Genomic DNA, 13010 nt, shown 5'->3' on the forward strand with positions numbered 1-13010 from the left:
GCGCTCGCAGATGCACCGCCAGGCCGAGGCACACACGTGGTCAGTCCACGGGCACCTGCGCCGCGGTCACGGCCACGTTGATGCCCACGTTTCGATCGTGGTTGCGATACACCGCGGCGCAGACGACCAACACGAGCATCACGCAGAATTCCGCAACGAGGCTCGCTGTGACGGCATCGAGATACAGGCCCGAATGGTGGAGGGTCTGCGCGAACACGGCGCCTAGCGACGCAGAGCCCAGCCCGAACGACGCCTGTTGCACCGTGGCCAGCATGGCGCTGCCGGCGCCCGCCTGTTCGTGCGGCACGTCCGTGAGCGAGATGCGGTAGTAGCTGCTCACGATGAACGCCTGACCGGCGCCGATCAGCATCGTGGCGGGCGCGAGATTCAGAATGCCGGGATGCGGCCACACCGTATGCAGCGTCGCGATCAGTGCGAGCAGACCCGGCATCTGGATCGCGCAGCCCAGCATCAATGTTTGCGTGCGTCCGAACCTGGCGACCGCACGCGCCGTGAAGAGCGACGCGACGAAGTACGAGCCGCCCAGCACGATCAGCGTATTGCCCGAGTGAACCGGCGAGAGCCCCGCGCCGGCCTGGAGCGTGAGCGCCAGCACGAACATGAAGCCGCTCCAGCACGAGAAGAACAGGATCGCGATGACAAGGCCGAAGCGCACGCTGGGCAGCCGCAGCAGTGTGGGCGGCAGCAGCGGCGAGACTCCGCGGCGTTCCTGCACCAGCTCGGTCTTCCACAGCAGAACGATGAGCGGCACCGCTGCGGCGAGCAGCGCGATGCACGGCGCCGACCAGTGCAGCGAAGGGCCCATCGAAAGCGGCAGCAGGATGGCGAGAATCAAGAGCGCGAGCAGCAGCGTAGCGGGACGGTCGATGCCCGAGGCGTGATCGCGGCGCGTTTCCGGAATCCACCGCGAGCACGCGAGGATGGCCGCGCACACCGGCAGGTTGATGAGGAACACGCTGCGCCAGCCGCTGCCCGCGATGTTGGCCGATACGAGAAATCCGCCCAGCACCTGCCCCACGATGAACGCGAGCCCGCCGATTGCGCCATAAAACCCGATGGCGCGCGAGTGGGCGTGGCCCTTCAGGCTCACGTGAATGGTGGCGAGAATCTGCGGTACGAGCAGCGCCGCAGCCACGCCCTGCAACGCGCGTGCGGCGAGCAGCAGCGCCATCGAATTGGCCAGCCCGCACAGCAGCGACGAGATGCCGAACAGCAGCACGCCGGCGTTGAAAATGCGGCGCCGTCCGAAGGTGTCACCGAGCCTGCCGCCCATTGCGAGACACACGGCGAACGCTACGCCGTAGGCGGCCACCATGAGTTCGAGCCCGGTTTCGGTGGCGTGCAGCGAGTGGGCGACGGCGTCGAGTGCCACGTTGACGATGGAAAAATCAATCTGCGGAAGCAACTGGCCAGCCAGCAGCACCAGCAGGCCGACCTGGCTGAGCTTGGGGTGGGAATTCTGTGCGGTCATCGAAAGCCTTCCTTCAATGCGTTTGGAAAGCTAGTATGGAGAGCGTTTTAGACTGGTACCAGAGTTTGCTTAGACTGGTATAAGTTGTGTCAGGCTACGAAGGAGAGCACTCGAATGAACGCCACGCCGGAACTGTTCCTCGCCGATGCGCCGGACGAGAGCGATGTGGTCGATACGAACCGCCTGCAACAACTGGCCGGGTTCCTGCGAGCCCGGCGCGAAAGCTTGGACCCGGCGCGGCTCGGGCTGCCGCGCATCGGCCGGCGGCGCACGCCGGGGTTGCGGCGCGAGGAGGTGGCCCAGCTCGCGGGCATCGGCATTACGTGGTACACGAAGCTGGAGCAGGGGCGTCCCATTCGCGTTTCCGCGAAGGTGCTGGATGCCGTGGCCGCCGCCCTGCAATGCAGCGAGACCGAAACGCGCCATCTCTTCACGCTGGCCGGCGTCACGCGGCCGTCCACGGTGGCGACGAAGCCATCCTGCGAACGGCTTTCCGAGGCGTGGCAGCGCCTGCTCGATCAGATGAACCCGTTTCCCGCTGTCATTCAGAGCGCGCGGTTCGACATTATCGGTTTCAACGCGGGATATTGCAGGCTCGTCGGCATCGACCTCGCCACCATCCCGCCGGAAGACCGCAACTGCCTTTACCTCGCGTTGACGCATCCGACGTGGCGCGCGTGCCTCGGCGACTGCGAGGAAGCGCTCGACCGCATGGTCGCGCTCTTTCGCGCCGCGATGGCCGAACACATGCAGGACCCGGCCTGGGAAAGGCAGTTGCAGCGCTACATGAATGTGTCCGCGGAGTTTCGCCGGTTGTGGCCGCGACATCAGGTGGTCGGCATCGAGAACCACGTGAAACGGTTCCGTCACGCGTCGGTGGGCGCGTACAGCATGCAGCAGACCAACTGGTGGTCCGCCGCGCAGAACGGCGTGCGCCTGCTCGTCTACATGCCTGCTGACGAAGAGAGCGAGACGCTCTGGCGGCAACTTTCCGCGTCGTAGTTGTCCAATCGAACACGCGGCAACGTTCGCGAACCTTCAATCAACAATTACTCGTCGGAGGAAAGCACCCATGCCCATGCGTCGACGTCAGTTCATCACGGGTTCCAGCGCCATGCTGGCAACAGGCGCGCTTGCACTGGCCGGCTGCACTACCACGCCGCCAGGCACCGGCAACACGCAGGCGGACAACACCGAGAAGCGCGCCAACATCAACGCAGGCGTGGACGCCACATTGGCACGCCTCTACAGCACGGTCCACGGTTCGCAGGAACTGATTGCGAAGTCGCGCGGCGTGCTGGTGTTTCCGTCCGTCATTGCGGCCGGCTTCTGGTTCGGCGCGCAGTACGGCGAAGGCGCGCTGCGCGTGGGCGGCCAGACCACGGGCTACTACAGCACGCTGGGCGGCTCGTTCGGATTGCAGATCGGCGCGCAGTCGAAGGCACTCGTCTTCGCGTTCATGACGCAGGAAGCGCTGGACAGCTTCCTCAAGAGCCAGGGCTGGTCGGCCGGTGCGGACGCAACGGTTGCGCTCGCGAAGATCGGGGCCAACGGCAATCTCGACACATCGACGGCCATGAGCCCTGTCGAAGCGTTCGTGCTGACCAATGCGGGTTTGATGGCAGGCATCTCGCTCGAAGGCACGAAGGTGTCGCGGCTCATGATCTGAGCGCGGCGCTCAATCGCTGAAGCACAGCAAGCCAGTGCAGGTTCGCGCCTGCACTGGCTTTCGTTTTTGTGCGGTTGCCGCGTCGACATGGAAGCAATACGGAGCACGAAATAACTTGTAAGAGAATGTAATTGAAAGTCCCGCTTCATCCACGGGACGCAATGCCCCTGCAGATTGGCACCTCGGTCGGAATGTTTCCCCGCAGTTTCCCCCAATAGTTCTACCAATAACGAACGAGGTGACGAATGGAACGGACATGGAAGTGGTCGGCGGTAGCCGCAGCCAGCGCGGTAGCCCTGGGACTCGCCGGTGCGCAATCCGCGGCGCAGGCCGCTCAGGACGAGCAGCATGAGCATCACGAAGCGAGGCAAGTGAAGCACGTGCTCCTTATCAGCTTCGACGGTCTGCACCAACAGGACGTCGCCCGCTGTGTCGCCGGCAACACCTGCCCGAACCTCGCGTTGCTCGCTCAATCGGGCGTGACGTACACCAACGCTCACACGCCGGGCCTTTCCGATTCGTTTCCCGGTCTTGCTGCGCTCGTGACGGGCGGTTCGCCGAAGACCGCGGGCCTCTTCTACGACGTGTCCTACGACCGCACGCTCTACGCGCCCTCGGACACGCAATGCCAGGGCAAGCAAGGCTGGAACGTCGTGTTCGACGAAACCACCGGCATTGATGCCGAGAACGGCGGGGCGCTCGTCCACCTCGACGGCGGCGGCGCCTTCAATCCGCAGGCCATTCCGAACGCGAAGATCAACGGCGTATGCACGCCGGTCTATCCGCACAACTACATCAAGACGAACACCGTGTTCGAAGTCGTGAAGCAGCACGTTCGCGGCGCGCGAACCGCGTGGGCCGACAAGCACGCATGGGGCTACGACTGGGTGAACGGTCCGTCGGGTCACGGCGTGGACGACCTCGCGCGCACCGAGATCAACTCCATCGACCCGGCCACCCAGTCCGACTACACCGACGTCTACACGCACACGGAGAAGTTCGACAACCTCCACGTTGAGGCACTCGTCAACCAGATCGACGGCAAGGACTCGACGGGCAAGACCAACGCGCCCGTGCCCACGCTGTTCGGCACGAACTTCCAGACGCTCAGCGTCGCGCAGAAAGCCCCGGTAGCCAAGGGCGGCGGGTATCTGGATGCGAGCTTCACGCCGGGCCCGCAGGTGGCGGACGCCATTGCGTATCTCGACAAGTCGCTGGGCCGCATCGTCGATGAACTGAAGCAGCGCAATCTCTATTCTTCGACGCTCGTGATCGTGACGGCCAAGCATGGCCAGTCGCCCACGGATCACACGAAGCTCGTGAAGAACGGCGACACGCTCACGGCGCTGCTCGAAGCCAACAACTACCTGGACCCGAACGGCAACTTCGGCCAGGCCAACACGAAGACGGGCAACCTCAATGACGGCAGCGGTCTGGTGGGCACGGGCTTCGTGCAGACCGACGACGTGGGCCTCGTCTGGCTGCGCGACCCGAGCCAGTTGAACGCCGTGGTGAAGACGCTCAAGGACAACCTGAGCTGCAACGCGCCCGGCATCTGCGCGGACGGTCCGCAGGCGTACATCCTGTACGGCCAGAGCGTGAAGGCGAAGTTCGGCGACCCGTCGCTGGGCCGCACGCCCGACATCGTCGTGCAGCCGAATCCTGGCGTGATCTACACGTCGAGCAAGAAGAAGGACGAAGAGCACGGCGGCAACGCACCCGACGACAGCCACCTGGGCCTCGTCGTGTCGTTCCCGGGGCTGCATCACGCCGGCCGTACGAATCCCGATTACGTGCTGACCACGCAGGTGGCGCCTACGATCCTGCGCGCGCTCGACGTCGATCCGGATCTGCTGCACTCGGTGGCCGCGGAAGGCACGCGCGCGCTGCCGGGGCTTGGGCTCGGTCGCGAAGAGTAAGTCACTTAGGCGAGGCGGCGGACGGGACCGCCTCGCCTGCCGCAAGGCGACGTCGTGTAGCGGTCAGCGTCGCCCGTCCATCACGGTGGCCGGGGTGCGATACGAGCGCCGGCCACCCGCCGATTCGGCGAACTGCCAGGCGAAGAGCCCCGGTACGTAGATGAGCAGGTCGCGCACGCGTCGTGCGCCGGCCAGCGCGAGCGAGGTCGCAGGGTCCAGCCCGAAGGCGGAGCCGATCAGCACGAATCCGCCTTCCTGCACGCCCAATGCGCCCGGCACGAAGAACGCGGCGCTGCTCACGGCCTGAATCAGCGACTCGATCACGACCGCTTCAATGAAGCTGATGTTCGCGCCGAGGAAGTGCACCGCAATCCAGATTTCGAGCGCGGTGCCGAGGCATTGCAGCGTCTGCCAGAAGAACACGTAGCGCAGCACCACGCCGTGCCGCCGCCAGACGAGCTTGATGGCGCGGTCGATATGCGCGGAGCGGCCGGCGAGCGCCGTGAGCTGTCCGCTCGCCACGCGGTTGAGCAACTGCGAAAGACGTTCGAAGGGATTCGCGTGCTGCACGAGCGCGAACAGCAGGAGCACCGGCGCGAGCGCGAGCGTGCCCCAGAACAGGTTCGTGGCCAGATGCAGCGAGTTGCCCACCGTGTGCGCCACCAGGTACCCGATAGCCGCGATGGTGAACAGCAACTGGCTGATGAGCGTGAGCTGCATGTCGACGACGAGGCTCGCCATGGCCGTGGATGCGCGCAGCCCGCGCTGGCGCAGCAGCCGGAACGACGTGATCTCGCCGCCAATGCGCGCAACCGGCAACATGCCGTTCACCGATTCGCGAATCCACACGAGTTGCAGCATGCGCGCGAAGCTGGGGCGGTTGGCGCCGCGGATCAGCGTCTGCCAGTCGCGCGCGTTGGCGAGCATCGGCAGCACGTGCACGAGCGCCGCGAGCACGAGCCCCGGACCTGCCGAGCGCATCAGGGTCAGCACGGCGCCGGGGTTGTCGCGCCAGAAAAGCCAAAGGGAAATAACGAGTCCGGCAAATGCCGCGATGCGGCCGAGGTGTTTCTTCATGCCGCATCCGTGGGCAGTAATTCAGTCATTCGGTGTTTCCATCAGCCGGGCGTTGCGCCGGCTCGTCAGGCGGGGCTCACTGCGGGCTCATTTGTCCTGAACGGGGTAGAGCAGGCCTTTGCCGTCCACCTCGAAACTGACGCCCCGCCATATCACGCGGGTCGAGCCGAAGCTCGCCGCAAAAATCGCAAACGAGAGGATATCCCACAGCGGCAGCAGCCAAAGATCGCGGCACGGCTGCCGCAAGGTGCGGTCCGCCTGGAGCTTCAGCGCGAGACGCACCACGAGCGCTGCCGCCACGAGCGCCCACGACCACGCCGCTCCGCCCGCCAGCGCGAGCGCAACGAGCGCGAACGGCAGCGGATGCGTGAGCGCCGAGCCGAGGTGTCCGGCGGGGTCCACGGCGCGAATGGTGCGGCTCCAGCGCAGTTCGTGCGAGACGAGTTGCCCGAACGTGGTTTCGGCGCAGGCATGCGTGACGGCGACGGGCGGAATGGCGACGGTCTGGCCCGTGGCGCGTACCGCTTCGCCGATCGCGTGATCTTCGGCCAGATGGTGCGCGAACGGCAGGTAGCCGCCGATGGCCTCCAGCGTGTCGCGCCGCATCGCAATGGTCTGGCCGAAACAGGGTTTGGCGAGACCGAGTGCGAGCCCCACCACCACGCCCGGCAGGAACTGGTAGTTGGTGGCGTTCGCCGACAGACGCGGCCAGAAGCCGGGGTCCGGCTGGCCGCGATAGGCGCACGTCACAAGGCCGACGCCCGGCCGCTGCAACTCGCCCACCACGTCGCGCAGGTAATGGGCGCTCACGCCGACGTCGCTGTCCGCGAACACCAGCACGTCGTGCCGCGCGTGCGGCAGCATGTTCACCGTGTTGCTGATCTTGCGGTTCGGGCCGTACAGCCGCGAATCGATCACGACGGCGATGTCGGCTTGCGGATGCAGCGCTCGTAGCGCCTCCACCGTTTTCAGCGCGGGGTCGTTGCGGTCGTGCACGCCGAACAGGAATTGCACCGGCGCCGGGTAGTCCTGCGCGCAGAAGCCCTCCAGATTTTCGAGCAGCGCGTATTCGTGCCCGTGCAGCGGCTTCAACACGGTGACGGCCGGGTATTGCGTGGGCGCGGCCCGCGGCCTTGCGAAGAAACGCGGCAGCAGTACGGTGGCCGCAACCGTGTAGCAAACGGCAAAGGCGGCACACAGGCCGCACGCGTAGCCGATCCACGTCAGCATGCTGGAAAGCGCGTGTGCCGCGCCTTCGGTCGCAATGAGCGTACTCACGGCGATCAACCCCGCCGGGCCGAGCAGCCAGAGCAGGCTCGGTGAAAACGGCCATACCGGCTGGCGCTTCTGGGCGGGCTCTAGTTCCATCCGCTGTTCCCAAGGAGAGGGTTGGGTGAATCCCATGCCCCGGCACGCCGCCCGAAAGCAACGGGCGGGGACGCGGGACGCAGGGCGAGGCGGTATTCAGCCGTCCGTGCCGTGACACCAGCATGAACCGTCATGCGATTCGGGCGAGGCGTCGGGCAGCGGGGGCAGAGCGTGTGAGCAATCGGCACGCCATCTTACCGCGTAATGCGCGGGGGATAGGTTGGGGAGGGCACGTCCGGGAAACTGTGCGGTGTCTTGTCACGTCGCTTGTGTCGGTTGGTCTGTCTGCGGGGTGGGGCGCGCGCCGGAACCCGGCGCCGGCCGGGACACGGCGGGCGGTTGTTCCGCGGCGAACCGCTCGCGGTAAGCCTGGGGCGTCACGGCGATGGCGCGCATCAGGCTGCGCCGCATCGTTTCTTCGCTGCCGAATCCGCAGCGCGCCGCAATGCGCTTGACGGGCAGCCGCGTGGTGCTCAGCAAGCGGCGTGCCGCCTCCACGCGCATCTGCTCCACGGCTCGGGCCGGCGTGAGTCCGGTTTGCTCCCGGTAGTGCCGCATGAAGCTGCGCTCGCTCATGCCGGCGCGGGCGGCCAGCACCGCGACCGTGAGGTCCGAAGCGAGGTGCTCTGCCATCCACGCGTGCAACTCGGCGAAGCGCTCGCCTTTCTCCTTTTGCAACGAGAGCGCCGTGCTGAACTGCGCCTGGCCGCCCGGACGCTTGAGGAACACCACGAGGTGCCGCGCCACGTCGAGCGCCAGCTGTCCGCCCAGGTCGTCTTCCACCAGCGCCAGCGCGAGGTCGATGCCGGCCGTGACGCCGGCCGACGTCCACACCGCGCCGTCGCGCACGAAGATGGGATCGGGTTCCACGCGCAGCGCCGGAAAGCGGTGGGCGAGTTCCGTGCAGCGGGTCCAGTGCGTGGCGACGCGGCGTCCGTCGAGCAGGCCGGCCGCGGCGAGCAGGAACGCGCCCGTGCAAACCGATGCGACGCGCCTTGCGTGCCCGGCGTGTTCGCGGACCCAGCCGGCGAGCGCCATATCCCGCGAGGCGGCGTAGACCCCGTTGCCGCCGGCGACGATCAGCGTGTCGCACGGCTCGCCTGCTTCGGGCAACGGCGACGCGCCAAGCGCAAGCCCCGCCGACGACACCACGGTGCCCGGCTGCGCCGCGATCACGCGAGGCGCGTACGGCAATGGCAGCCCGTTCGCACGCGAGAGCTCGTTCGCGGAGGCGAACACCTGGAACGGTCCGGTGACGTCGAGCAACTGCACGTCGGGAAAGGCGAGCAGGTCGATGGTGCGCGGGGTCGAGGGCGGGCTGGCTTCGGCGGATGGCGATGGGGCGTGCATGGCGGTGGCGGCGTGATGGGCGGCGGCTTCGTCGCGGCGGTGCGGACGAGGTGCGGCCGGACAAGCAGGTTGGCAAAAACTGAGGGTTATATGGCAATACTGCCACACGGTGGCGGCGTAGAGTCGGTTTTGTCCATCCACCGCTTGAAAACGAGGTTTGCCATGTCGCTACAGATCGGTCTTCTGGTGTTTCCCCGCGTGCAGCAGCTTGACCTGACAGGTCCGTACGACGTGTTCGCGTCGCTGCCCGACGCCGCTGTCCACCTTGTCTGGAAAGACCGTGCGCCGCTCACGTCCAGCAGTGGTCTGGTACTCGTGCCGGACACGACCTTCGACGCGTGTCCGCCGCTCGACGTGATTTGCGTGCCGGGCGGCGCGGGCGTGGGCGCGCTGATGGAAGATGCCGAGGTGCTCGATTTCCTGCGTCGGCAGGCGAGCGCCGCGCGCTTCGTGACTTCGGTTTGCACGGGCGCGCTCGTGCTCGGTGCCGCGGGGCTGCTGCGCGGCCGGCGCGCCACCACGCACTGGGCCTTCCACGAACTGCTGGAGCCGCTCGGCGCGATTCCCGTGCGCGAGCGCGTGGTGCGCGACGGCAACCTCTTCACCGGCGGCGGCGTAACGGCCGGCATCGATTTCGCGCTGACGCTCGCAAGCGAACTCGCGGACGAAGCCACCGCCCAGGCCGTGCAACTGCAGCTCGAATACGCGCCGGCGCCGCCGTTCAACGCGGGGCGGCCCGACACGGCGCCCGCCGCAGTGGTCGCCGAGGCACGCGAGCGCGGGGCCGCGCTGTTCGCACAACGCAAGGCGATCGTGGAGCGCGTCGCTGCGAAGCTCGACGCGGTGTGGTCCGAAGGTGGAGTGGCGTAAGACGGCGAATAGCGCGCAGCGCAGCGTGCGTCCGGCACACACGGGCTCAGGCTAGACTTCCGTTGCACAGAACAGGAGGGGAGCCCGATGCAACGCAAAACGCTTAACGCCTCGCGCTTGCAGGAAGAAGTGACGCGGCGCCTCGGCCGCATTCACAACATCGCCGACGAGGGCGTGAAGATAAGCGTGCCGCGCCCCAATTTGCAGGAGCCCGACGCGAGCGGCTGCAACTGGACGATGAAGCACTTCGGCAACGCGGCTGGTTTCGAGCGCGACATCGAAGCCGTGCTGAAAGCCGTGCGTGCTGAGTACAACCTCTCGACGGAGAAGAAGGACGCCGGCAATCCGTTCGGGGATTTTCCCGGCGGCTGAGCGCGCGGAGGTACCCGCGACGCGTCATCGCGCGCAACGTACGAAACAGGCGGACGAAAAAAAAGCCCGACACCGTCGGGCTTCAAGAACTGGCTGCACCCCGCGGGGCGCAGCCCCTGCAAAACGCTTACGCGGCCAGCAGCTGGCGCAGCACGAACGGCAGAATGCCGCCGTGCTTGTAGTAGTCGACTTCGATCGGCGTGTCGATACGCAGCAGCACGGGCACGCGTTGCTGCGTGCCGTCCTTGCGATTGATCACGAGCGTCACTTCCTGTTGCGGCTTGAAGTTGTCGCCCAGACCTTCGACGTCGAACGTTTCGTCGCCCGTGATGCCGAGCGACTGGACGCTGTCCGCGCCCTTGAACTGCAGCGGCAGCACGCCCATGCCCACCAGGTTGGAGCGGTGGATGCGCTCGAAGCTGCGCGCCACCACGGCCTTCACGCCCAGCAGCTGCGTGCCCTTCGCGGCCCAGTCGCGCGACGAACCCGTGCCGTATTCCTCGCCTGCCAGCACCACGGTGGGCGTGCCGTCGGCGATGTACTTCATGGCGGCGTCGTAGATCGACATCTGTTCGCCGCTCGGCTGGTGGATCGTGAGGCCGCCTTCCACGCGCGTACCGTCCGCCTTGGCCGGGATCATGAGGTTCTTGATGCGCACGTTCGCGAACGTGCCGCGCATCATCACGTCATGGTTGCCGCGGCGCGAGCCGTAGCTGTTGAAGTCGGCCTTCTGCACGCCGTTTTCCTTCAGCCACTTGCCTGCGGGCGAGTCTTCCTTGATCGAGCCTGCGGGGCTGATGTGGTCGGTCGTCACCGAGTCGCCGAAGATGCCGAGCGCACGTGCGCCGTTGACCGTGGGGATCGAAGCGGCCGGCTGCATCGAGAAGTCCTTGCCGAAGAACGGCGGCTCCGCGATGTAGGTCGACTTCGGCCAGTCGTAGACCTGGCCCGCCTCGCCTTCGATCTTGCTCCACAGGTCGCCCTTCTTCGTGAGCTGCGCGTAGTTCTTCTGGAACGCGTTGGCGTCCAGCGCGAACTTGAGCAACGCGTTGACTTCGTCGCTCGACGGCCAGATGTCGCCGAGGTAGATGTCCCGGCCGCCCTTGCCCTTGCCGACCGGCTCGGTCATGAGGTCGCGCGTGATGTTGCCCGCAATCGCGTAGGCCACGACGAGCGGGGGCGACGCGAGGAAGTTCGCGCGGATGTTCGGGTGAATGCGCGCTTCGAAGTTACGGTTGCCCGACAGCACCGCGGCCGCGACGATGTCGTTCTTCGTGATGGCTTCGTTGAGCGCCGGCGTGAGGTCGCCCGCGTTGCCGATACAGGTCGTGCAGCCGTAGGCCGCCACTTCGAAGCCGAGCTTCGAGAGGTACGGCAGGAGACCCGTCTTCGTCAGGTACTCGGTGACGATGCGCGACCCCGGCGCCAGCGACGTCTTGATGTGCGGCGCCACCGTGAGGCCCGCTTCCACGGCCTTCTTCGCGAGCAGGCCGGCGGCGAGCAGCACGCTCGGGTTCGACGTGTTCGTGCACGACGTGATGGCGGCGATCAGCACGTCGCCGTTCTTCACCTTCACGCCGTCCGAGGTCGTGTATTCCGTGTCGAGGTCGTCGGCCTTCTTCGCGAAGCCGTTTTCCGCGACGGGCTTCGAGAACAGGTCCGTGAACGTGGACTTCACGTGGCCAATCTCGATGCGATCCTGCGGACGCTTCGGGCCCGCCAGCGACGGCGCCACCGTGCCCAGGTCGAGCGTGAGCGTCTTCGTGTAGTCGATCTGGCCGGCCTTCGGAATGCCGAAGAGCTGCTGCGCCTTGAAGTACTTCTCGAAGGCGGAGATTTCGGCTTCGGTGCGGCCCGTGCCCTTGAAGTAGTCGATGGTCTTTTCGTCCACCGGGAAGAAGCCCATCGTCGCGCCGTATTCGGGCGCCATGTTGCCGATGGTCGCGCGGTCCGGCAGTGAGAGCGACGCCGTGCCTTCGCCGAAGAACTCGACGAACTTGCCCACGACCTTCTCTTTGCGCAGCATTTCGGTGATGGTGAGCACGAGGTCGGTGGCCGTTACGCCTTCGCGCAGCTTGCCCTTCAGTTCCACGCCCACCACGTCCGGCGTGAGGAAGTACACCGGCTGGCCGAGCATGCCCGCTTCGGCTTCGATGCCGCCCACGCCCCAGCCCACTACGCCGATGCCGTTGATCATCGTCGTGTGGCTGTCGGTGCCGACGAGCGTGTCCGGGTAGTACACGGTGTCGCCGTTATCGGCCTTCTTGTGCACGCCGCGCGCGAGGTACTCGAGGTTCACCTGGTGGACGATGCCAACGCCCGGCGGCACGACCTTGAACGTGTCGAACGCCTGCATGCCCCACTTCATGAACTGGTAGCGCTCGTTATTGCGCTGGAATTCCAGCTTCATGTTGAGGTCGAGCGCATCTTTCTGGCGGAAGTAGTCGATCTGCACCGAGTGGTCGACCACGAGATCGACCGGCACGAGCGGCTCGATGGCCTTCGGGTCTTTGCCCGCGCGGTTCGCGACGCCGCGCATGGCCGCGATGTCGGCGAGCAGCGGCACGCCGGTGAAGTCCTGCAGCACGACGCGGGCAACGACGAACGGAATCTCGTCCACGCGCGCGGCGTTCGGCTTCCACTTCGCGAGCTGTTCGATGTGTTCTTCCGCGATCTTCTTGCCGTCGTAGTTGCGCAGCACCGATTCGAGCACGATGCGGATCGAAACCGGCAGCCGCTCGATCTTCACGCCGAGTGCCTTGCCGAGTTGCGGCAGCGAGTAGAACTTGCCTTTGCCGGAACCGCTGTCGAATTCCTTGAGCGTTTTGTGGAGGTTATGGGCCATGGTGTTTTCCTTGTTTAATCGCGGAAATGACGTTGCTACACGTTTGCC

At 66.2% G+C, this 13010-nt stretch carries 10 protein-coding genes; 5 read left to right on the forward strand and 5 right to left on the reverse strand.

The genetic code is table 11. From position 1 onward, the window contains the following. Positions 1 to 40: 40 nt before the first annotated feature. Positions 41 to 1492: an MFS transporter gene (locus U0042_RS04350; RefSeq protein WP_114815385.1), complete on the reverse strand. Its 1452-nt coding sequence runs from the start codon at positions 1490 to 1492 to the stop codon at positions 41 to 43. A gap of 114 nt (positions 1493 to 1606) precedes the next feature. Here U0042_RS04350 and U0042_RS04355 point away from each other — a divergent pair, with 114 nt between their 5' ends. The 3 genes from U0042_RS04355 to U0042_RS04365 all read left to right on the forward strand — a co-directional run bounded on the left by U0042_RS04355 (position 1607) and on the right by U0042_RS04365 (position 5080). Then, a complete protein-coding gene (locus U0042_RS04355) occupies positions 1607 to 2494 on the forward strand; it encodes a helix-turn-helix transcriptional regulator (protein ID WP_114815386.1) in 888 nt (295 codons plus the stop codon). A 76-nt stretch (positions 2495 to 2570) separates the two neighbouring features. Continuing rightward, positions 2571 to 3161, forward strand: coding sequence for a YSC84-related protein (locus U0042_RS04360; protein WP_114815395.1), 591 nt, complete (start codon positions 2571 to 2573; stop codon positions 3159 to 3161). Between the two features lie 245 nt (positions 3162 to 3406). Further along, complete coding sequence (locus U0042_RS04365; protein WP_114815387.1) at positions 3407 to 5080, forward strand: alkaline phosphatase family protein; 1674 nt, start codon at positions 3407 to 3409, stop codon at positions 5078 to 5080. Between the two features lie 63 nt (positions 5081 to 5143). Here the strand turns inward: U0042_RS04365 and U0042_RS04370 are convergent, their stop codons facing one another. From U0042_RS04370 to U0042_RS04380, 3 genes are all read right to left on the reverse strand, one after another. Then, positions 5144 to 6157, reverse strand: a complete 1014-nt coding sequence (locus tag U0042_RS04370; protein WP_114815388.1) for a lysylphosphatidylglycerol synthase domain-containing protein — start codon at positions 6155 to 6157, stop codon at positions 5144 to 5146. Between the two features lie 87 nt (positions 6158 to 6244). Next, entirely contained in the window at positions 6245 to 7525 is a 1281-nt protein-coding gene (hpnI, locus tag U0042_RS04375) for a bacteriohopanetetrol glucosamine biosynthesis glycosyltransferase HpnI (RefSeq protein WP_114815389.1), read from the reverse strand. Positions 7526 to 7783: 258 nt separating this feature from the next. After that, positions 7784 to 8875: a GlxA family transcriptional regulator gene (locus U0042_RS04380; RefSeq protein WP_114815390.1), complete on the reverse strand. Its 1092-nt coding sequence runs from the start codon at positions 8873 to 8875 to the stop codon at positions 7784 to 7786. Positions 8876 to 9037: 162 nt separating this feature from the next. Here U0042_RS04380 and U0042_RS04385 point away from each other — a divergent pair, with 162 nt between their 5' ends. Further along, a complete protein-coding gene (locus tag U0042_RS04385; RefSeq protein ID WP_114815391.1) occupies positions 9038 to 9745 on the forward strand; it encodes a DJ-1/PfpI family protein in 708 nt (235 codons plus the stop codon). Between the two features lie 87 nt (positions 9746 to 9832). After that, positions 9833 to 10117 carry a hypothetical protein gene (locus U0042_RS04390; RefSeq protein ID WP_114815392.1) on the forward strand — a complete coding sequence of 95 codons (285 nt, stop codon included), beginning with the start codon at positions 9833 to 9835 and terminating at the stop codon, positions 10115 to 10117. Positions 10118 to 10244: 127 nt separating this feature from the next. On the opposite strand, the gene acnA is transcribed toward U0042_RS04390, so the two are convergent. Next, positions 10245 to 12962 carry an aconitate hydratase AcnA gene (gene acnA / locus U0042_RS04395; protein ID WP_114815393.1) on the reverse strand — a complete coding sequence of 906 codons (2718 nt, stop codon included), beginning with the start codon at positions 12960 to 12962 and terminating at the stop codon, positions 10245 to 10247. Positions 12963 to 13010: the final 48 nt, after the last annotated feature.

The sequence above is a fragment of the Paraburkholderia kururiensis genome (assembly GCF_034424375.1).
GTDB lineage: Bacteria > Pseudomonadota > Gammaproteobacteria > Burkholderiales > Burkholderiaceae > Paraburkholderia > Paraburkholderia kururiensis_A.